Below are 20,817 nucleotides of genomic sequence, written 5' to 3'. Positions count from 1 at the left end.
TCAGGATGCGACCTTTCTCTGCTTGATCGCGGAACGAAATGCAACGATTCTGTCATCATAGACAAGCTGCTGCTAAATAGCCGCAGTGTATTCTCTCTTTGGTTCGGGAATCTGAAAATACTTGTTATTTTCCAGAATGCTCCGGACTTTTTTAATGTCTAGGCTAGGCTGGAGCAGGAGGAATAAACAAAAAGAATAGCCAAATACTTTTATTGAAGGAGTGGGTTGAGGCATGTCAGCACAGGCACAGGTTGCAGTGATCATGGGCAGCACATCGGATTGGGATACGATGTCCCATGCTTGCGCCGTTTTGGAGGAGCTTCAAATTCCTTATGAGAAGCAGGTTGTATCTGCGCATCGTACGCCGGATTTGATGTTTGAGTTCGCGGAGCAAGCGGCTGAACGCGGTTTGAAGGTCATTATCGCAGGTGCCGGAGGAGCGGCTCATTTGCCAGGAATGGTCGCATCGAAAACGGTTCTTCCCGTGATCGGCGTTCCGGTGAAATCGGCGGCCTTGAACGGTCTTGACTCCCTGCTGTCTATCGTGCAAATGCCGGGCGGAATCCCGGTGGCTACGGTTGCTATCGGCAAGGCTGGCGCAATTAACGCCGGTTTGCTGGCAGCGCAAATGATCGGGGCCTTTGATCCGGAGGTGGCGTCTCGCGTACAAGGGCGCCGTGATCGCATCCGTGACGAAGTGCTGGACAGTTCGGCCGACCTGGGGGAGATCAAATAATGAACGAATCCTCTAATGCAGTGCACCGGGCTAAAAGCGGAGTTGCTGGGAGCCCAAGCGCTGAACAGCGGCACAGCGAATGGGGCGGTTCGGTTATCCCGCCTGGCTCGACGATTGGCGTCCTTGGGGGCGGGCAGCTGGGGCGGATGATGACGCTGGCGGGAACCAACCTCGGTTACCGTTTTGTCACGCTCGATCCGACGCCGTCATCTCCATGCGGTCAAGTGGCAGAGCAAATCGTCGCCGGATATGACGATCAGGAGGCGGCGAGAGGGCTGGCTGAGCGGTCGGACGTCATCACGTATGAATTTGAGAACGTGGACGCTAAGGTTGCAGCGCTGCTCGAAGAACTGTCCTATGTTCCGCAAGGAAGCCAGCTTCTCTATACGACGCAGCATCGTCTTCGCGAGAAGCGGGCCGTTGAAGCGGCGGGAGCTGCGGTAGCTCCTTATGCGGAAATCGGCAGTGAGCAGCAGTTGCGCGAAGCGGTGGCACGGCTTGGCATTCCAAGCGTGCTGAAGACCGCGACAGGCGGCTACGACGGCAAAGGGCAATGGGTGATTCGATCGGAAGCGGAGATCGGCCCAGCCTATGCCGAGTTAAGCCAAGCGGGTACCGAGCTTGTTTTGGAGCAATTTATCCCTTTCGTGAAGGAATTGTCCGTCATTGCGGCCCGCAGCCCGCGCGGTGAAATCCGAACGTTCCCGGTTGCCGAGAACATTCATGTGGATAACATTTTGCACGCTTCAATCGTTCCCGCGAGAATCGACCAGGAAGTGCAGCGTGAAGCGGAACGGCTCGCTTCGCGGATTGCGGAGTCGATGGGAGCCGTTGGCCTCCTCGCCGTGGAAATGTTCCTGACTGAGGACGGACGGATTTATGTGAACGAGCTGGCACCGCGCCCGCATAATTCAGGGCATTATACGATGGAAGCCTGCACAACATCGCAATTCGAGCAGCACGTCCGGGCTATTTGCAATTTACCGCTCGGCGAGGCCAGGCTGCTGACGCCGGTCGTTATGGTAAACGTGCTTGGTGAGCATATCGAGGCCGTAACGGAGGCTGTGTCCTCGGGGAACTGGGGCTCGTTAGGGCCAGAAGGCGCAGCATCAGCTAGCGTTGTACCGAAGGTGCATTTATACGGTAAGGCCGGATCGGCCGCCAAACGAAAAATGGGACATGTCAACATCCTGTGCAGCGATGTGCAGGAAGGCATTGATTTTATACAGCAAACTACAATTTGGAGGAACCAGCTCATATGATTGAACGTTACAGCAGACCTGAGATGAGAGCGATCTGGACGGAAGAGAACAAGTTCAAAGCATGGCTGGAAGTAGAAATTTGCGCCTGCGAGGCCTGGGCTGAGCTTGGCGTTATTCCGAAAGAGGATGTTGCCCTGCTTCGCCAGAATGCATCCTTTGATATGGATCGCATTTACGAAATCGAGCAGGAGACCCGCCACGATGTCATTGCGTTTACCCGTGCTGTCTCAGAAAGTTTGGGAGCGGAACGCAAATGGGTGCATTACGGCCTAACCTCCACGGACGTCGTCGATACAGCTTTAGGTTATCTGCTGAAGCAGGCGAATGAAATTCTGGAAAAAGACATGACGAGCTTCATTCAAATCCTGCGCGACAAAGCTATGGCCTACAAGGATACACCTATGATGGGCCGTACCCACGGCGTTCATGCGGAGCCGACGACCTTTGGTCTCAAGATGGCTTTATGGCATGAGGAAATGAAACGCAATCTGGAGCGGTTCCGCCGGGCGGCTGACGGGGTGCAGTTTGGTAAAATATCCGGTGCCGTCGGCACCTATGCCAATATCGATCCGTTCGTCGAGGAGTTCGTCTGCAAGAAGCTGGGCACGAAGCCGGCTCCGATCTCGACCCAGACGCTGCAGCGTGACCGCCATGCCGAATATATGGCGACGCTGGCGCTGATCGCAACCTCGCTCGATAAGTTCGCTACCGAAATTCGCGCTCTGCAGAAGAGCGAGTTCCGCGAGGTGGAGGAAGCCTTCGCCAAGGGTCAAAAAGGCTCCTCCGCCATGCCGCATAAGCGCAACCCGATCGGCAGCGAGAATATCTCCGGCTTGTCCCGCGTCATCCGCGGGCATATGGTGTCCGCTTACGAGAACGTGACGCTGTGGCATGAACGCGATATCTCGCATTCTTCGGTAGAGCGCGTTATCCTGCCGGATGCGACGATGCTGCTGAATTACATGCTGAACCGCTTCGGCAGCATCGTGAAGAATCTGACGGTGTTCCCGGAGAACATGAAGCGCAACATGAGCCGTACGTTCGGGGTTCCCTTCTCCGGTCGCGTCATGACGAAGCTGATCGACAAAGGCTTCAGCCGCGAGCAAGCTTATGATACGGTTCAGCCCCGGGCGATGCAGGCTTGGGAGACGCAGCGCCAGTTCAGAGATTTGGTCGAGGAGACGCCGGAAATTACGGCTGTTCTAAGTCCGGAGGAGATTGAGGATGCGTTCAACCCGTCCTGGCATTTGAAGCATGTAGATACGATTTTCCGCAAGCTCGGATTGTCTGATTAACACTACGAAATGCAGGGGGCAGGGTTAATGGTAACAAAGGCGATTTCCACAGCAGTGGAGCTGGTAAACGCACCGCTGTTATATAAAGGTAAAGTCCGGGAGCTGTACGATTTGGGAGAGCACTACCTGATCGTGGTGACGGATCGCATTTCCGCTTTCGATTACGTGCTGGAGCCGGCTGTGCCCGATAAGGGCAATGTGCTCAACCGCCTAAGCGCTCACTGGTTCTCACTGACCGGCGATCTGATCGACAATCATGTCATCCATGCCGATGTGGAGCGCCTCGGCTTTGCAATCAAAGCCGAGAGCAAAGAGCTGCTAAAGGATCGGATCATGGTTACCCGCAGAGCGGAACGCATTCCGATCGAATGTGTCGTTCGCGGTTATGTCACGGGAGGCGGCTGGAGGCAGTATGAGGAAACCGGAGAGATCAATGGCACGAAGCTGCCGGCAGGTCTTCGGAAGAATGATAAGCTGCCTGAACCGATCTTTACGCCTTCGGCGAAAAATGACGTCGGCCATGATGAGGATATATCCTATGATCAAATGACGGAAATGGTCGGCGCGGAGCTTGCCGATCAACTGCGCACACGCAGCCTGGAGCTGTACGAGTTTGCTCGTCAGTATTGCGATCAACGAGACATTATTCTCGCGGACTGCAAGCTGGAATTCGGCTCCGTCGACGGAGAACTGATATTGATCGACGAGATCTTCACTCCGGATGCCGCGCGTTTTTGGGCCAAGGAAAATTATGCCCTCGACATTGAAATCGACAGCATGGACAAAGAGCCGGTTCGCACCTATCTTTCCGGCTCCGATTGGGACAAGAACAGTCAGCCAGCCCCTCTGCCCCCGTTCGTTGTTGAAGAGACGGCTCGGCGATATCGGGAAATATTCTATCGTCTGACGGGCAAGCGGTTATATTGAATCGTTTTATCACAGGAGTAAGGCAGTAGTGACCACCGCGGTAGGAATCGTAATCCTTATGATCATGCGGATAGGCACTAAGGCTTCACTATATACAGCAACATTAACAGTAGTAAATCAGCAAATAGCCATCAGCAATAATTCAGTACATTATTCATTTATAACATTCATTAGGAGGAATACGAGGAATGATTAAAGCGTCCGTTTATGTCACCATTAAGCAAAGCGTACTTGATCCGCAAGGAGTTGCCGTACAAGGTGCCCTGCATTCTATGGGATTTGCAGAGGTTGAAAGTGTCCGTATCGGTAAGTATTTGGAGCTGCAGCTGGATACCAATGATCGCAACGAGGCGGAAGCCCGCGTAAAAGAGATGTGTGAGAAGCTGTTGGCCAACACGGTCGTCGAAGATTACCGCTTTGAATTGGAGGGCTAATCCATGAAATTCGCAGTACTCGTATTTCCCGGTTCCAACTGTGATATCGACTGCTATAAAGCCGTTGAAGACACATTAGGCGAGCCAGTCGATTATGTGTGGCACACGGCCACGGATCTTTCCGCTTATGATTGTATTCTTGTTCCCGGCGGATTCTCTTATGGCGACTATTTGCGCTGCGGGGCGATTGCAAGATTCGCTCCGGTAATGGCCGAGGTAGCCAAAGCCGCCGAGCAAGGCAAATATATCCTGGGGATTTGCAACGGATTTCAAATTCTGACTGAAGCTGGACTGCTGCCTGGCACGCTTCGCCGCAACACTTCACTAAAATTCCGCTGCCACGAAACGATGCTTCGGGTAGAGAACAATGACAATCCGTTCACGACGCAGTACCTGCCAGGCGAAGAAATCAATATTCCAATCGCTCACGGCGAGGGGAACTATTATTGTGATGAAGAGACGCTCGCGCAGTTGAAGGCGAACAAGCAAATTATTTTCCGTTATGTGAATAATCCAAATGGTTCCGTAGACGATATTGCGGGAATTTCCAATGAACGCGGCAACGTCGTCGGCATGATGCCGCATCCTGAGCGTGCGGTGGACAGCCTACTTGGATCAGAGGACGGCAAACGTATGTTTACATCGATATTAAAGGCTTGGAGGGATCGGCATGAGTCAGCAAGTGTCCGCTAAGGAACCGAATGCAGAGCAAATCGCAGAACAGCAAATTTATAAACAAATGGGCGTTTCGGACAGTGAGTATGAGCTGATTTGCGGATTTCTGGGGCGCAAACCGAACTACACGGAAATCGGCGTATTCAGCGTCATGTGGTCTGAGCACTGTGCATACAAAAATTCCAAACCGCTGCTTCGTCGTTTCCCGACCGAAGGCCCGCGCGTCCTGATGGGACCGGGCGAAGGTGCCGGAATCGTAGATATCGGCGACAACCAAGCGGTTGTGTTCAAAATAGAAAGCCATAATCATCCCTCTGCGGTTGAGCCGTATCAAGGGGCGGCGACGGGCGTGGGCGGGATTATCCGCGATATTTTCTCCATGGGCGCTAGACCGGTTGCCCTGCTGAACTCCCTGCGCTTCGGCAAGCTGGAGAGCGACCGCGTGAAATACTTGTTCGAGCATGTCGTATCCGGTATTGCCGGCTATGGCAACTGTATCGGCATTCCGACGGTTGGCGGCGAAGTCGTTTTCGATGACGCGTACGACGGCAATCCGCTGGTTAACGCCATGTGCGTGGGTCTGATCGATCATGATAAAATCCAGCGCGGCGTTGCGAAGGGCGTAGGCAATCCCGTATTCTATGTTGGCCCTCCTACAGGCCGTGATGGTATTCACGGGGCAACGTTTGCTTCCGAAGAGCTGACGGAAGAGTCCGAATCAAAGCGGACAGCCGTACAAGTAGGCGATCCATTTATGGAGAAGCTCGTTATGGAAGCATGCCTGGAGCTAATTAATTCCGGTATCGTCCTGGGTATTCAGGATATGGGCGCAGCAGGCTTGACCTGCTCCAGCGCAGAGATGGCAAGTAAAGCCGGAAACGGCCTGGAGCTGTATTTGGATGAGGTTCCACAGCGCGAAGAAGGCATGACGCCGTATGAAATGATGCTCTCCGAGTCTCAAGAGCGGATGCTGTTCGTCGTCGAGCCGAAGGATGAAGCGCAGGCGTTGGAGATTTTCGAACGCTGGGGCGTAATTTGCGCCAAGGTGGGTAAAGTGACGGACGACGGACGTCTGAGACTGATCCACCAAGGACAAGTCGTTGGCGATATGCCGGTGACGGCGCTTGTCGACGAGTGCCCGATTTATAACAAGCCATCGGCTGTACCAGCTTACTATGAGGAAAATGCGAATGTAGATACACTGCGCTATGAAGAAGTTACGGATTTGAACGGGGCGCTGAATAAAGTGTTGTCCTCTCCTTCCGTAGCGAGCAAAGCGTGGGTATATAACCAATATGATTACATGGTTCGTACCAGCACGGCGGTTCAACCGGGCTCGGATGCGGCCGTCGTTACGATTCGCGGAACGCGCAAAGGACTAGCGATGACCACGGACTGCAACGGACGTTTCGTATATCTGGATCCAGAGGTTGGCGGACGCATCGCGGTGAGCGAAGCAGCACGCAACGTTGTCTGCTCCGGCGCGGAGCCGCTGGCGATTACGGATAACCTGAACTTCGGAAGCCCGGAGAAGCCGGATATTTTCTGGCAAATGGAAAAAGCGGTCGATGGTATGGCAGAAGCCTGCCGCGTGCTGGATGCTCCGGTTATCGGCGGTAACGTCAGCTTGTATAACGAGAACGCCAAGGGCGCGATCTATCCGACGCCGGTTGTCGGCATGGTCGGTCTTGTACACGACACCGACCACATTACGACGCAAGGCTTCAAAGCAGAGGGAGACGTTGTATTCCTGCTTGGCGAAACCTTTGCAGAGCTTGGCGGCAGCGAGTTCCAGGCCGTTGTTCATGGAGTAACGGAAGGCCGTCCGCCGGCGCTTGACCTGAACGTCGAGAAAAAATTGCTGGACAGCGTGCTGGCCGCGATTCAAAAGGACCTTGTGCAATCCGCGCATGATTTGTCGGAGGGCGGCTTGGCCGTAGCCTTGGCAGAGTCCTGCATCAGCGGCAGCCTAGGCGCTAAAGTGGACTTTGCGACAGAGCTTCGTCCTGACCTTGCTCTATTCAGTGAATCGCAATCCCGCATCCTGTTATCGGCCACCCCGGACAAGGCGGCGGAGCTGGAGCAATTGATCGCCTCCTACGGCGTTCCGGTTCAGAAGATCGGTCAGGTAACGGGCGACAAGCTAGAGATTTCTGTGGGTGCCCGCTCCGTGCTGAACAGACCGGTAAGCGAGCTGAAGCAGGACTGGGAGGATGTAATTCCATGTCTGATGCAATAATTCCGCAAGGGCTTTGGACAGGAGACTACTATAATCAAGGAACAGGCAAGAGTGATATATTCGATACGTTAAAAGAGGAATGCGGTGTATTCGGGGTGTTCGGTCACCCCGAAGCCGCCTCTTTGTCCTACTACGGGCTGCACGCGCTGCAGCACCGGGGGGAGGAAAGCGCAGGATTGTGCGTAACGAACGGTGACGAGTTCAATTATCACCGCGGCATGGGGCTTGTGAAGGAAGTGTTCGATCGGGACAGACTGGCCTCTCTGCATGGCGATCGTTCCATCGGGCACGTTCGCTATTCCACAAACGGCGACAGCAGTCTGATGAATGCCCAGCCGCTGATTTTTAAATATCGGGACGGGGATCTCGCGGTAGCTACGAACGGCAATATTGTCAATGCCCCGCAAATCCGTCATCAGCTAGAGCAGAGCGGCTCCATCTTTCAGACGACGAGCGATACAGAGGTCATTGCTCATTTGATCGCCCGCTCCTCGAAGGATTTCGTCGCAGCAGCCAGGGATGCGCTTGGCCAATTGGTCGGGGGCTTTGCGTTCCTGCTGCTGACGAATGACAGAATGATCGTCGCCAGCGATCCGCACGGGCTTCGTCCGTTGACGATGGGCCGTCTAGGTGACGCCTATCTGTTCTCTTCCGAGACGTGTGCGTTCGAGGTGATTGGCGCGGAGACCGTCCGCGATATTTTGCCGGGTGAAATGCTGGTGCTGGATGCGGAGGGCTTGCATGAGGATCGATATGCTGAACCTCAGCGCAAGGCGTTATGCGCTATGGAGTATATCTATTTCTCTCGTCCAGACAGCGATATGAACGGCTCGAATATGCATGCTGCCCGCAAGCGGATGGGACAGGTCATGGCGCAGGAATCGTTCGTCGATGCGGACGTCGTCACCGGCGTGCCCGATTCCAGTATTTCCGCCGCGATCGGTTATGCCGAGCAGACGGGAATCCCTTACGAGCTGGGCCTGATCAAAAATAAATATACGGGGCGAACCTTCATTCAACCGAGCCAGGAGCTGCGCGAGCAGGGTGTGAAGATGAAGCTGAGTGCTGTCCGCCGGGTCGTCGAAGGCAAGCGCGTCGTCATGATCGACGATTCGATCGTCCGCGGAACGACATCGCGCCGCATCGTCAATCTGCTTCGCGAGGCCGGGGCGACGGAGGTGCATGTGCGGATTACTTCGCCGCCGTTTAAAAATCCATGCTTCTACGGCATCGATACACCCAGCCGGGCGGAGCTGATCGCTTCCTCGAAGTCCATCGAAGAAATCCGTAAGGAAATCAATGCGGACTCCTTGGAATTTTTAAGCGCCGAAGGCTTGATCAGCGCGGTGAAGGGGGATAACGCCAAGGACTATAAAGGCGGCCTCTGCATGGCCTGCTTTGATAATGACTATCCGACGCGCACGGATTTTGCGGGCGAGGAGAAGTTTGGCTGCAGCTGTTAAGTTAATGTGATTAACGATTTAATCGAAGTTCAAAAAGTAGGTCTTTCAGCACCGAGAAGGTTGAATGAAGCTAGAGAATGAGGAGCGGAGCTCCACGTTTTCAAAGAAAACGACTACGGAAGCATACGCTTGGTAAAACCTACGTCAGCACCTCAAATGTTTCCGAAGGAAACATACTTCGAAAGCATTAGCTTAGTCTCGGCTGAATTCAAGATTCGATGTCGAATGAACTTCTTGTGTTACTTCGTGATCAAAGAATGACTTTTTGAACAACATCTAAAATAATTTGAAGGAGAGTGTCCTTTCGTGTCTGAAGCCTATAAAAATGCCGGTGTAGATATCGCAGCGGGCAATGAAGCGGTAGAGCGGATGAAGAGCCACGTCAAGCGGACGTTCCGTCCTGAAGTGTTAACGGATTTGGGTGGCTTTGGCGCTTTGTTCGGCTTGAACAAAGATAAGTATGAGGAGCCTGTCCTTGTGTCAGGAACGGATGGGGTCGGCACGAAGCTGAAAATCGCCTTTGCGATGGATAAGCATGATACGATCGGGATCGATGCGGTAGCGATGTGCGTCAACGACGTTGTCGTTCAAGGCGCGGAGCCGCTCTTTTTCCTGGATTATCTCGCATGCGACAAAGTCATTCCGGCTAAGATCGAAGCGATCGTATCCGGAATTGCCGATGGCTGCAGTCAGTCCGGCTGCGCGCTGATCGGCGGAGAAACCGCAGAAATGCCGGGGATGTATGCCGAGGGCGAGTATGATATCGCCGGGTTTACGGTAGGCGTAGTCGATAAAAGCAAGATTATCAACGGAAGCACGATAGACGCAGGCGATGCGATTATCGGTCTGGCCTCCAGCGGCGTGCACAGCAACGGCTTTTCTCTTGTACGCAAGCTCTTGCTTGAGCAGTGCGGCTATGGCCTGCACGATTCTTTGCCTGAGCTTGACGGCGCTCTGCTGGGCGATGTGCTTCTGACGCCGACGAAGCTGTATGTGAAGCCGGTTCTGGCTTTGCTTGAGCAGGTGCAGGTCAAGGGGATGGCGCATATTACGGGCGGCGGATTCATTGAGAATATTCCGCGCGTGCTGCCTGACAACGTTAGTGCGGAGATCGATTACGGCGCATGGCCGATTTTGCCGATCTTTGACTTGCTTCAGAAGAAAGGCGATGTGAGCAGCCGTGATATGTTTACGACCTTCAATATGGGAATCGGACTTGTTATCGTGGTGAATCAAGAGGATACGGATAAGACGCTTGAGGCTTTACGGGCTGCAGGAGAGACGCCTTATGTAATCGGACGCGTAACCGAAGGCAACAGGGAAGTGAAGTTTACGGGAGCGGAAGTATAATGACGGAACAATCTCTTGGAAGCGCGAGACCTTTTCGGATCGCGGTGTTTGCTTCCGGTCAGGGCAGCAATTTTCAAACGCTTATAGACTCTTCCCGTGAGGGGACACTTGGGGCGGAGATCGTACTGCTTGTCTGCAACAAGCCGGAAGCTCCCGTTGTCGAAAGGGCGCGTCGCGCCGGGGTGGATTGCTTTGTGTTCGAGCGGAAATCCTATTCCCGCCGAGAGGACTATGAAGCGGAGATCGCTGAGGAGTTGGCGCGCAGAGGCGTTGACCTGATTGTGCTTGCAGGGTATATGCTGCTTCTCACCCCGGTGCTCGTAGAGGCGTATCAAGGGCGCATGATTAATATTCATCCGTCCTTGCTTCCGTCTTTTCCGGGAAAGGATGCCATTGGACAAGCTTGGGAGTATGGCGTCAAGCTTACCGGGGTTACGGTGCATCTGGTTGACGGGGGCATGGATACAGGCCCGGTGATTGCCCAGAAGGCCGTGGAAATTGATCCAGAGGATACGATCGAGACTTTGGAGGAGAAGATCCATTCCGCTGAGCGCGATCTATATCCGCAGGTGGTAAACTGGTTTGCCGATGGCAAAGTCCGGATTGAGGGGCGGAGCATCACGATCTCATAGTGCTGCATATCGTATAAAGGTGCGAACAAGCTTAGGATAGATTCAAATGATGATGGAGTCACGAAACAGTGTTATCGTTTTGCGAAAACTGCGTAAATCGCGTCTTTGTTCTTATAGTGTATGTCGATTGACGTTTTGCTTGCAGCGGTTAATGTGGCATTTTCGATATTTCCCGAGAAATATCGGGTCATTCGTCTAGCGAATGAAATATAGGGAACGTCAGCTATTAGCCAGTCCGGCACAAAGCCGTGGCGTTATTCTTGCCATAAATAGAGGAGGAAGCCAATCGTGAGTATCAAAAGAGCGCTGGTTAGCGTTTCGGATAAAACGGGTATCGTGGATTTTTGCCGCGGGCTGTCGCAATTAGGAGTAGAAATTATTTCAACGGGGGGCACGAAAAGCCTTTTGTCGAAGGAAGGTATACCTGTGATTGGGATTTCCGATGTAACGGGCTTCCCAGAAGTACTCGATGGCCGGGTTAAGACGCTGCATCCTGCCGTGCACAGCGGTCTGCTGGCAGTACGGGACAGCGCCGAGCATCAAGCGCAAATGAAGGAGCTTGGTCTGGATTATATCGATCTGGTGGTCGTCAATTTATATCCGTTCCAAGAAACGATTGCCAAGCCGGATGTAACTTATGAGGATGCGATTGAAAATATCGACATCGGCGGGCCGACCATGCTTCGTTCTGCTGCAAAAAACCATGCCTTTGTCAGTGTAGTCGTGGATTCCAATGATTACAGCAAGGTACTGGATGAAATTGCAGCCGAAGGGGATACGACCCTGGATACGCGCAAACAGCTTGCGGCCAAAGTTTTCCGCCATACGGCGGCTTACGATGCCCTGATTTCCGATTATTTGTCGAATGTGAACGGTGATCCGCTTCCTGAACGCTTTACGGTCACGTATGAGAAGATTCAGGATCTTCGTTATGGCGAGAATCCGCACCAGAAGGCGGCGTTTTACCGCAAACCGCTGGCAGCGGCAGATACGCTGACCTCAGCGGAGCAGCTGCACGGCAAAGAGCTTTCCTATAACAACATTAATGACGCAAACGCTGCTCTGCAAATCGTGAAGGAATTCGAAGAGCCGGCGGTCGTGGTCGTTAAGCATATGAATCCTTGCGGCGTGGGAATCGGAGCCAGCATTTACGAGGCATTCCGCAAGGCGCATGAGGCAGACCCGGTATCGATTTTTGGCGGCATTGTAGCGGCTAACCGAATCATTGACGAAGCAACTGCCCTGCTGCTCAAGGAAATTTTCCTGGAAATTATCCTTGCTCCCGGATTTACGGATGAAGCCATTGCCGTTCTGACGCAGAAGAAAAATATCCGATTGTTGAAGGTGAACGGACTGGAGCTGGGTGTAAATCGCAAGAGCCAGCTTGTCGTTACTTCGATTGACGGCGGCATGATCGTTCAGGACAGCGATGTTCACTCTTTGCAGGAATCGGATCTGAAGGTGGTCACGGATCGTGCTCCATCCGAAGAAGAATTGAAGCAGCTTCTGTTCGCTTGGAAAGTAGTTAAGCATGTGAAGTCTAACGCGATCGTGCTGGCGAAGGATGATATGACGATCGGCGTAGGTGCTGGACAAATGAACCGTGTCGGCTCGGCGAAGATCGCTATCGAGCAGGCCGGCGACAAAGTGAATGGCAGCGTGCTGTCTTCGGATGCGTTTTTTCCAATGGGCGATACGGTAGAGGCGGCTGCTAAAGCTGGCGTAACGGCTATTATCCAGCCTGGCGGCTCCGTCAAGGACGAGGAATCGATCCAAATGGCGAATAAGTATGGGGTTGCCATGGTGTTCACCGGCATACGCCACTTCAAGCACTAGAGAGGTAGTTTTAAAAATCAACTTTTGATCACGAAGTAATTTCAAAGGGGTAGATTCGGCGTCGAATCTTGAATTCAGCCGGGGCTAAGCTAATGCTTTCGAAGTATGTTTCCTTCGGAAACATTTGAGGTGCTGACGTAGGTTTTACCAAGCGTATGCTTCCGTAGTCGTTTTCTTTGAAAACGTGGAGCTCCGCTCCTCAACCCCTGGCTTCATCCAAGCTTCTCGGTGCTGAAAACCTGATTTTTAAAATCTTTATTGTAAGAGGTAGTTCAAAAAGTCATCTTTTGATCACGAAGCAGGTTAAATAAATCTTTCAGGGTGGACAGGGACGGTGGACCGCGGAGGCGGCCTGCCGTTTGCTGTTTGGATATAAGGGGGAGCGGTATGGACATTTTAGTGATTGGCGGCGGCGGCCGGGAGCATGCGATTTGCTGGGCGCTGGCCAAGAGCCCGAAGGCAGGCACAATATATTGCGCACCGGGCAATGCCGGGATTGGTCAAGTGGCAGAGATTGTTCCGATTGCGGTAAACGAATTCGATAAGCTGACGGTTTTTGCCCAGGAGAAGCAGGTGGGCTTGGTGGTTGTCGGACCGGATGATCCGCTAGCAGACGGCATCGTAGATGCCTTTGAAGCGAAGAATATTCCGGTATTTGGGCCGCGCAAGAATGCGGCTCATATTGAAGGCAGCAAGACGTTCATGAAGGATTTGCTGAAGAAATATGACATTCCGACGGCTGCCTATGAGAAGTTCGACAACTACGGAGAGGCTAAGACGTACCTCGATCAGCAGAAGCTGCCGATTGTCATTAAGGCAGACGGGCTTGCTGCTGGCAAAGGGGTAACGGTTGCATTTACGCGTGAGGAAGCCGAAGCAGCCTTGAAGGATATTATGGTTGGCAAGGTGTTCGGCGAGGCAGGCAGCCAGGTGGTTATCGAGGAGTTTCTGGAAGGGCAGGAGATGTCGATCCTTGCTTTTGTGGACGGCGAGGTCGTTCGTCCGATGTCGGCAGCCCAGGATCACAAGCAGGTCTATGATAACGACAAAGGGCCAAACACGGGTGGCATGGGGACGTATTCGCCGCTGCCTCATATCGCGGATTCCATTATTGAGGAAGCGGTGGAGACGATTATTAAGCCGACGGCCAAAGCGATGGTGGCGGAGGGACGTCCATTCCGCGGCGTGCTGTTTGCCGGGCTGATGATTTCGCCGGACGGCAAGCCGAAGACGATTGAATTCAACGCAAGGTTCGGCGACCCGGAGACCCAGGTCGTGCTGCCGCGCCTGAAGAGCGATCTGCTGGAAATTTTCCTGGCTGCGGTTAACGGCACGCTGGATAAAGTGGAGATTGAATGGAGCAATGAAGCGGCGGTATGCGTCGTGCTTGCTTCCGGCGGATACCCTGCTTCCTATCCGAAGGGACTGCCGATTTCCGGGCTGGATGAGGCCGGGGATGCGCTTGTTTTTCATGCAGGTACAGCGAAAAATGAAGCAGGCGAATGGGTTACGAACGGCGGACGCGTGCTTGGAGTCGTCGGGCTTGGACAGGATATTGCCGAAGCACGGAATAAAGCCTATGCCGCCGCAGAGCGTATCACCTTCGAAGGGAAGCATCAGCGCTCCGATATCGCGGCAAAAGCCTTAAGATAACGGCGTGAGTGATTAGAAATAAATCTGGATAACCTCGCCCTTTCCGGCGCATGTTAACGAAAAGAGCATTCCGATTATTGCTGAATGGAGGCGTCGAATCGATCATGAGCCGGGAAGACAAGGATATGCTTCCAATTTCGCGTGAGAAGGTGGAAGTGGAAGGACTTTACACGGATGAGTGGGGCCGTTCGGAGTATTTGTACCGAGGTCAGGAGTTTCCTGCGGATCTCATTATGGGATCGACGGAATGGAAGCTTACAGAGCTTGCTAAAGATCCAGCCGAACGGGACATCTCCGATGACTTTGATAACACGGGGCATGCGGGGAAGCGCAGGAGCGGCCAAGTGGAGTAATCGCATAGAAGCATGCACGACAGAACAGAGCAAGCAGCATTAGCGTCAGCGTCAGATATTATCTGGCGCTGTTTGTTTTTTAGCCCATATTTTGCGATAGAAGATGAATTGTTTACGCAGGTTACGTATAATAACGAGAAGAAGTTTTTTTTCGGGAGGACGAGCCATGCCAACCACGGCAGGAATACATCATATTACGGCGTTTGTGGGAGACGTTCAGGGGAACGTGGATTTCTACGCAGGCGTCCTCGGTCTTAGATTGGTCAAAAAGACGGTGAATTTCGATGCACCGGAAGTATATCATTTGTATTTTGGAGATGAGTCGGGCAGTCCAGGAACGATTATGACCTTTTTTCCACAGGATGGTGTGGAGAACGGGATGATTGGAGGAGGGCAGGTCGGAGTAACGGTTTATGCCGTTCCGCCCGGGAGTCTGCTGTTCTGGCGCAAGCGTCTGAAAAAGTTCGGCATCCCCTATATGGACATCACACGCTTTGGCGAGGATTATATACGATTTACGGATAATTCCGGTTTGCTGATCGACCTGGTGGAGCGGGCTGAGGGGCCTGCCAGTACATGGTCATTTGGCGGAGTGCCGCTGCAGTACGCCATTAAGGGATTCGGCGGCGCATTGCTGTTCAGCAGCGATAGCGCCAGTACCGCTGGGGTGCTGGAGCTGATTCTTGATATGAAGCGGGTGGCTGAAGAAGAAGGTCTCATTCGATATCAGGCCACGGGCGACCTTGGAAACTGGATCGATTTGAATGCAGAGGATATCCCGCGAAGCGGCGGAGGGGCAGGGACGGTTCACCATATCGCCTGGCGGGCGAAGGATGAGGAGGAGCACTTGGAGTGGCGGAGAATGATTGAGCAGTGCGGTCTTCATCCAACGCCGATTGTGGATCGCGAGTATTTCAAAGCGATGTATTTCCGGGAGCCTGGCGGAATTTTGTTCGAGATTGCTACCGATCCGCCGGGCTTTACGATCGACGAGCCGCTGGAGCGCCTGGGTCAGGAGCTCATGCTGCCGGCCCGGTATGAGCCGCATCGCAGTGCGATACTTCCCCATTTGAGCAGTTTTCAGGTTCGGTCTTTCGAATTGGATGAAGAGGAGGCGGAGGAATGAGGCATTTATTTCAGGAAGGCAAGGATGAATCAGCGCCGGTGTTAGTGCTCTTGCATGGAACGGGAGGAACGGAGAGCGACCTGCTGCCGCTTGCTAAGTCTCTATCGCCCGATTCTTCTGTTCTCGGCATTCGCGGGAATGTGCTTGAAAATGGGATGCCCCGTTTTTTTCGCCGTTTGGCAGAAGGGGTGTTCGATGAAGAGGATTTGGCGCTGCGGACTCGCGAACTATATGATTTTCTCGATGAGTCAGCTGTGAAATATGATCTTGATCGACGCAATTATGTCGCTGTAGGATATTCGAATGGAGCCAATATGGCAGCAAGCCTGTTGTTTCATTACAATGATTCCCTTCGCGGGGCTGTGCTGCATCACCCGATGGTTCCGCTGCGCAGCGTGGTGCTGCCTGATTTGAAGGATGTTCATGTTTTTATTGGCGCAGGACGTAACGACCGAATGTGTCCTCCGGCCGAGACGGAGGAGCTGAGCAGTCTGCTGGAAGGAGCGGGAGCCAAACTGACGGTGCATTGGGAAAATGCGGGTCACAGCCTGACCGGAACGGAAATTGATGCTGCCGCAGCATGGTTTAGGCAAGCCTTCGTGCTGTAGCTGGGTCGGATGAATAAGTTAAGTTACCTGGCTGAGACGGGCTAGAATTATATGTGAACGACTAAGGTACGAAATGTGTTTTTTAATAGATGAATCATTAATCTGTTTAAGAGAATTGAGGAGAAGAGATGAATCAGACTGAACAAGAAACAGAACAACGCACGGTAGGCATGGAAGAAATCGTCCGGGCTCATCATGTGCTGAAGGAAGTCGTAGTGCGTACGCCGCTGCAGCTGGATGCGACATTGTCGGCGAAGTACGGATGCCGTGTATTTTTGAAGCGGGAGGATCTGCAGGTCGTCCGTTCTTTCAAAATCCGCGGCGCATATAATAAAATTCGCAGCTTAAGTCCAGAGGAGCTGGAGAAAGGCATCGTTTGTTCCAGTGCGGGCAACCATGCCCAAGGTGTAGCCTTCTCCTGCAATGCGCTGGGGATTCCGGGTGCGATCTACATGCCGAGCACAACGCCGAATCAGAAGGTGAAGCAGGTAAAACGCTTCGGCGGCTCGCACGTGGAGGTTATTTTGACGGGAGATACTTACGACGATGCTTATGAGGAAGCGATGAAGGCATGCCGGGATCTGGGAATGACGTTCATTCATCCTTTTGATGATGCGAAAATCGTTGCGGGCAACGGAACGATCGGCATGGAAATCATGGAGAATTTGGACACGGCCGCAGACTACATGTTTTTGACGATCGGGGGCGGCGGATTGGCCTCGGGCGTCGGCACGTATATCAAGGCGATGAGTCCAGAGACGAAATTGATCGGGGTTGAGCCGCTGGGAGCCGCTTCGATGAGCCAAGCGTTCGAGCAGCAGCACGTCGTAACGATGGAGAAGATCGATAAGTTCGTAGACGGTGCGGCCGTGAAGCGCGTCGGTGATCTGAACTATCGCATTTGCGCCGATTTGCTGGACGATATCGTGAAGGTGCCCGAAGGAAAAGCCTGCACGACGATTCTTGACTTATATAATGATAGTGCAATCGTAGTGGAACCTGCCGGAGCGCTGCCAGTGTCCGCTCTTGATATGTACCGGGATGAAATCCGCGGCAAAACGGTCGTTTGCGTTATTAGCGGCGGCAACAACGATATCGATCGGATGCAGGAAATGAAGGAGCGCTCGCTCATTTATGAAGGTTTGAAGCATTATTTCCTTGTAAACTTTCCTCAGCGTGCTGGTGCGCTGCGTGAGTTCTTACAGGACGTACTTGGGCCGAACGATGATATTACCCGGTTTGAGTATACGAAAAAGCATAACAAGGAGAACGGGCCGGCATTGGTAGGAATCGAGCTCAGCGATCGCGCCGATTATGAGGCGTTAGTCGAACGGATGGAAGCTAAAGGCATTGCCTACACGGAGTTGAACCGTGACTTGAATCTGTTTAATTTATTGATTTGATTGATCGGGTTGGACTTAGCAAGGGGAGGTCGATGCAAATGAACACAGCTCCAAAATGGCTGGAGTGGGCGAAGCAAATTCAGGCTATCGCTCAGACAGGACTTGCATACACTAAGGATGTGTATGATGAGGAACGCTATGAGGCTCTCCGGGAAATCAGCATTGACATATTGAATAGCTATACCTCGGTGGATCGGGAGATTATTGAGCTATCGTTTGCCAATGAGCGTGGATATGCGACACCCAAGGTAGATATTCGCGGCGTTGTTTTCAAGGATAACAAGGTGCTGCTGGTACAAGAGAAGCATGACGGCGATTGGGCATTGCCTGGGGGCTGGGGAGATATCGGGCTGTCTCCTTCCGAGGTGGCAGTGAAGGAAATCAAGGAGGAAGCCGGTTACGAAGTGAGGCCGGTTCGTTTGCTCGCTGTATTGGATAAAAAGTTTCATCATCATCCTCCAGAGCCGTATCATGTCTATAAATTTTTCATCCAATGCGAAATTGTTGGCGGTGAGGCCGCAGCTGGGATTGAAACGAGCGGCGTAGCTTTTTTCGAGGAGAATCATCTTCCGCAGTTATCTCTCCAAAGAAACACCGAGGAGCAAATCAAAACGATGTTCCAGTTTTTGAGGGATCCGAATAAAGCAGCCATTGTTGATTAAAGGGTGGCATTCTCATAAGCAGTCTATATCGGTGATTAACCGATTAGGCTGCTTTTTTCGTTGTCATCAGATGGATAGGGGTGTTTTTCCCTTGTGCATAAATTCACTAAGTATCCAATCGTTGTACTATTTTAGCCAATCATCGTTTCATAACAAGACAAATCACAGTTGGTACAATTATTGTTGAAAGCGGATACAGAGGGCCGAGGGTTAGGGACGGTCATTAATGTTAATGTATATCCACCATAGGCGAAGAGAGTCATCAAGAGAAAGGGGAGAGCTGAAATGAGAGAGACGGGTATGAAGCGGCTGACAAGCAGAGCTTTTTTCATGGGGCCAGCGCTGTTGATTTTTGCCGCCATCATCATTGTTCCTATTGGCATGAGCATGTATTACAGCTTGTTTCAATGGGATGCGATTTCGGCGAAAATTTTTACCGGGGCCGACAATTATACGCGGCTGTTTCAGGATCCGGTTCTATGGATTTCGTTGAAAAATTCGCTGTACCTTACGTTGGGGGCATTGCTGATTCAGCTGCCGGTCGGGCTGTTTCTGGCCATTCTGCTGGGTTACAAGCTAAGAGGCTCCAATTTTATGAAAACGATCTATTTTACACCGGTGATGCTCTCGACTGCGGTATTGGGCATTTTGTGGGGGCAAATTTATGATCCGAACTTCGGCCTGTTGAACAATTTGCTAATAAAGCTTGGGCTGGAGAGCTGGACGCACGCCTGGCTCGGAGAAACCGGGACGGCGCTGGCCTCGGTCATCGCAGTAGTTGCCTGGCAGTTTATCGGCTTCTATGTCGTGGTATACTTCGCGGCGCTGCAAAATATATCTGACGAAGTGCTGGAGGCCGCCAGGGTAGAGGGCGCCAGCGAATGGAGAATAGTGTTCAACATCCAGATTCCTCTGATCTGGGGAACAATTACTTTTACAGTGCTGAACTGCGTCATTAACTCGCTCAAATATTTTGACTTGATCTACATTATGACTGGCGGCGGTCCCAACAATTCCAGCGAAGTGATCGCCAGCTATATGATGAAAAACGCATTCAAGCTCATGGATTACGGCTATGGCAGTGCTATTTCGACATTCCTGCTGCTCTTCGGATTGTTTCTGGCGTTTATCATTTTCAAATTGCTGAACAAAGGCAACGCCAAATTTCAATAAACAAACGCTGGAATGATTCGGACCTGATGGAAACTTTTGAATTTATTAATCTAAGGAAAGGAGAGGATCATCTTGCTTAAAGCTCATGCGGCAGCACATCCTCATCAGCCGAAGACCACCGGAATGAACAGCGAAAGAAAATTCTTTGGCAAAAAGATTGCCGTGAAATCCCTGCTGTACGTCATCCTGCTGACTCATCTGGTGTTTACGGGATATCCGTTCGTTTGGATGGTCATATCTTCCTTTAAAAGCAACAAGGAATACTTCGCCAATCCATGGGGATTGCCGACGGAGTGGCGGTTCGACAATTTCGCCAAAGCCTGGAACGAAGGAATCGGCGGATATTTGTTCAACAGCATGTATATTACGATGTTCTCTGTTGCCGGTCTGCTGATCGCAGCGACACTGATCGGATTTTATTTTGCGGCCCGTCCGTTTAAAGGCTCCGGCTTGCTGCTGGGGATGTTCTTTCTAGGAATGCTGATTCCGGTTCACAGTACGCTGATCCCTTTATTTATGATTTCGAATAAGATTGGCACATACGATACGTTTTGGGCGCTATTTTTTCCATACATCGCTTTTAACCTGCCTGTGGCGGTGTTTCTGTCCTATGGATTCTTCAGGGAGGTACCGAAGGAGATCGAAGAGGCGGCGACCGTGGACGGCTGCAGCATTTACCAGAGCTTCTTCCGGGTATATTTTCCGATAGCTAAGCCGGTACTGGCTACGGTAACCATTGTTTCTTTTTTCAACATCATGAATGATTTCGTGTTTCCGTTAGTGATGATTTCCAAGGAATCTTTGAAAACGCTGCCGATTGGACTGATGATGTTCAAAGGCAACTTTAGCGCAGACTATTCACTAATTAGCGCGGCATTGGTCATAACTACAGCCCCGATCATTATGCTGTATATGTTCCTGCAAAAGTACGTTCACAAAGGGGTTGTGGCTGGCTCTGTAAAGGGCTAGGAGCAGGAACAGGCTGGGGTT

General features: G+C 52.2%; 19 protein-coding genes. All 19 read left to right on the top strand.

The genetic code is table 11. The features are described 5' to 3' along the window. Positions 1-232: 232 nt before the first annotated feature. Positions 233-736: a 5-(carboxyamino)imidazole ribonucleotide mutase gene (gene purE, locus ACE3MQ_RS21210; RefSeq protein ID WP_379396417.1), complete on the top strand. Its 504-nt coding sequence runs from the start codon at positions 233-235 to the stop codon at positions 734-736. Next, complete coding sequence (gene purK / locus ACE3MQ_RS21205) at positions 736-1,998, top strand: 5-(carboxyamino)imidazole ribonucleotide synthase (RefSeq protein WP_379396415.1); 1,263 nt, start codon at positions 736-738, stop codon at positions 1,996-1,998. The genes purE and purK overlap by 1 nt, the downstream gene beginning before the upstream one ends. Then, positions 1,995-3,293: an adenylosuccinate lyase gene (gene purB / locus ACE3MQ_RS21200; RefSeq protein WP_379396413.1), complete on the top strand. Its 1,299-nt coding sequence runs from the start codon at positions 1,995-1,997 to the stop codon at positions 3,291-3,293. Before purK ends, purB begins: the two co-directional genes overlap by 4 nt. A 27-nt stretch (positions 3,294-3,320) precedes the next feature. After that, positions 3,321-4,220: a phosphoribosylaminoimidazolesuccinocarboxamide synthase gene (locus ACE3MQ_RS21195; RefSeq protein WP_379396411.1), complete on the top strand. Its 900-nt coding sequence runs from the start codon at positions 3,321-3,323 to the stop codon at positions 4,218-4,220. 188 nt (positions 4,221-4,408) lie between these two features. Continuing rightward, the gene (gene purS, locus ACE3MQ_RS21190; protein ID WP_055109705.1) at positions 4,409-4,654 is read left to right on the top strand and encodes a phosphoribosylformylglycinamidine synthase subunit PurS; all 246 of its coding nucleotides are present in this window, start codon (positions 4,409-4,411) and stop codon (positions 4,652-4,654) included. A 3-nt stretch (positions 4,655-4,657) separates the two neighbouring features. Beyond that, entirely contained in the window at positions 4,658-5,347 is a 690-nt protein-coding gene (purQ, locus tag ACE3MQ_RS21185; RefSeq protein ID WP_379396409.1) for a phosphoribosylformylglycinamidine synthase subunit PurQ, read from the top strand. Next, positions 5,325-7,568 (top strand): phosphoribosylformylglycinamidine synthase subunit PurL, encoded by a 2,244-nt coding sequence (gene purL / locus ACE3MQ_RS21180; RefSeq protein ID WP_379396407.1) that lies wholly within the window; start codon positions 5,325-5,327, stop codon positions 7,566-7,568. Before purQ ends, purL begins: the two co-directional genes overlap by 23 nt. After that, positions 7,553-9,031, top strand: a complete 1,479-nt coding sequence (purF, locus tag ACE3MQ_RS21175) for an amidophosphoribosyltransferase (RefSeq protein ID WP_379396405.1) — start codon at positions 7,553-7,555, stop codon at positions 9,029-9,031. The genes purL and purF overlap by 16 nt, the downstream gene beginning before the upstream one ends. 306 nt (positions 9,032-9,337) lie before the next feature. Beyond that, a complete protein-coding gene (gene purM, locus ACE3MQ_RS21170; protein WP_379396403.1) occupies positions 9,338-10,381 on the top strand; it encodes a phosphoribosylformylglycinamidine cyclo-ligase in 1,044 nt (347 codons plus the stop codon). Beyond that, entirely contained in the window at positions 10,381-11,013 is a 633-nt protein-coding gene (gene purN, locus ACE3MQ_RS21165; protein WP_379396401.1) for a phosphoribosylglycinamide formyltransferase, read from the top strand. Before purM ends, purN begins: the two co-directional genes overlap by 1 nt. A 288-nt stretch (positions 11,014-11,301) precedes the next feature. Then, on the top strand, positions 11,302-12,849 hold the full coding sequence (gene purH, locus ACE3MQ_RS21160) for a bifunctional phosphoribosylaminoimidazolecarboxamide formyltransferase/IMP cyclohydrolase (protein WP_379396399.1): 1,548 nt from the start codon (positions 11,302-11,304) through the stop codon (positions 12,847-12,849). Between the two features lie 387 nt (positions 12,850-13,236). Further along, complete coding sequence (gene purD / locus ACE3MQ_RS21155) at positions 13,237-14,502, top strand: phosphoribosylamine--glycine ligase (RefSeq protein ID WP_379396397.1); 1,266 nt, start codon at positions 13,237-13,239, stop codon at positions 14,500-14,502. 77 nt (positions 14,503-14,579) lie between these two features. Beyond that, on the top strand, positions 14,580-14,855 hold the full coding sequence (locus ACE3MQ_RS21150) for a hypothetical protein (RefSeq protein WP_379396395.1): 276 nt from the start codon (positions 14,580-14,582) through the stop codon (positions 14,853-14,855). Between the two features lie 166 nt (positions 14,856-15,021). Next, a complete protein-coding gene (locus ACE3MQ_RS21145; RefSeq protein WP_379396393.1) occupies positions 15,022-15,981 on the top strand; it encodes a ring-cleaving dioxygenase in 960 nt (319 codons plus the stop codon). Continuing rightward, a complete protein-coding gene (locus ACE3MQ_RS21140; protein ID WP_379396390.1) occupies positions 15,978-16,589 on the top strand; it encodes an alpha/beta hydrolase in 612 nt (203 codons plus the stop codon). Before ACE3MQ_RS21145 ends, ACE3MQ_RS21140 begins: the two co-directional genes overlap by 4 nt. Before the next feature lie 128 nt (positions 16,590-16,717). Further along, the gene (gene ilvA / locus ACE3MQ_RS21135) at positions 16,718-17,992 is read left to right on the top strand and encodes a threonine ammonia-lyase IlvA (RefSeq protein WP_379396388.1); all 1,275 of its coding nucleotides are present in this window, start codon (positions 16,718-16,720) and stop codon (positions 17,990-17,992) included. Between the two features lie 38 nt (positions 17,993-18,030). Then, positions 18,031-18,654: an NUDIX hydrolase gene (locus tag ACE3MQ_RS21130; RefSeq protein ID WP_379396386.1), complete on the top strand. Its 624-nt coding sequence runs from the start codon at positions 18,031-18,033 to the stop codon at positions 18,652-18,654. Positions 18,655-18,939: 285 nt separating this feature from the next. Then, complete coding sequence (locus ACE3MQ_RS21125; RefSeq protein WP_379396384.1) at positions 18,940-19,827, top strand: carbohydrate ABC transporter permease; 888 nt, start codon at positions 18,940-18,942, stop codon at positions 19,825-19,827. Positions 19,828-19,899: 72 nt separating this feature from the next. Beyond that, the gene (locus ACE3MQ_RS21120) at positions 19,900-20,796 is read left to right on the top strand and encodes a carbohydrate ABC transporter permease (protein WP_379396382.1); all 897 of its coding nucleotides are present in this window, start codon (positions 19,900-19,902) and stop codon (positions 20,794-20,796) included. Positions 20,797-20,817: the final 21 nt, after the last annotated feature.

The organism is Paenibacillus lentus (assembly GCF_042714055.1).
Lineage (GTDB): Bacteria > Bacillota > Bacilli > Paenibacillales > Paenibacillaceae > Fontibacillus > Fontibacillus lentus_A.
Note: the sequence above shows the minus strand (reverse complement) of the source record. Positions and strands in the feature narration are given on the sequence as shown.

Coding starts and splice junctions, on each gene's coding strand:
- purL (WP_379396407.1), top strand. CDS start 5,325: ATGAGTCAGCAAGTGTCCGCTAAGGAACCGAATGCAGAGCAAATCGCA.
- ACE3MQ_RS21145 (WP_379396393.1), top strand. CDS start 15,022: ATGCCAACCACGGCAGGAATACATCATATTACGGCGTTTGTGGGAGAC.
- purS (WP_055109705.1), top strand. CDS start 4,409: ATGATTAAAGCGTCCGTTTATGTCACCATTAAGCAAAGCGTACTTGAT.
- ACE3MQ_RS21195 (WP_379396411.1), top strand. CDS start 3,321: ATGGTAACAAAGGCGATTTCCACAGCAGTGGAGCTGGTAAACGCACCG.
- ACE3MQ_RS21130 (WP_379396386.1), top strand. CDS start 18,031: ATGAACACAGCTCCAAAATGGCTGGAGTGGGCGAAGCAAATTCAGGCT.
- ACE3MQ_RS21125 (WP_379396384.1), top strand. CDS start 18,940: ATGAGAGAGACGGGTATGAAGCGGCTGACAAGCAGAGCTTTTTTCATG.
- purE (WP_379396417.1), top strand. CDS start 233: ATGTCAGCACAGGCACAGGTTGCAGTGATCATGGGCAGCACATCGGAT.
- purK (WP_379396415.1), top strand. CDS start 736: ATGAACGAATCCTCTAATGCAGTGCACCGGGCTAAAAGCGGAGTTGCT.
- purQ (WP_379396409.1), top strand. CDS start 4,658: ATGAAATTCGCAGTACTCGTATTTCCCGGTTCCAACTGTGATATCGAC.
- ilvA (WP_379396388.1), top strand. CDS start 16,718: ATGAATCAGACTGAACAAGAAACAGAACAACGCACGGTAGGCATGGAA.
- ACE3MQ_RS21140 (WP_379396390.1), top strand. CDS start 15,978: ATGAGGCATTTATTTCAGGAAGGCAAGGATGAATCAGCGCCGGTGTTA.
- purN (WP_379396401.1), top strand. CDS start 10,381: ATGACGGAACAATCTCTTGGAAGCGCGAGACCTTTTCGGATCGCGGTG.
- purB (WP_379396413.1), top strand. CDS start 1,995: ATGATTGAACGTTACAGCAGACCTGAGATGAGAGCGATCTGGACGGAA.
- purD (WP_379396397.1), top strand. CDS start 13,237: ATGGACATTTTAGTGATTGGCGGCGGCGGCCGGGAGCATGCGATTTGC.
- purF (WP_379396405.1), top strand. CDS start 7,553: ATGTCTGATGCAATAATTCCGCAAGGGCTTTGGACAGGAGACTACTAT.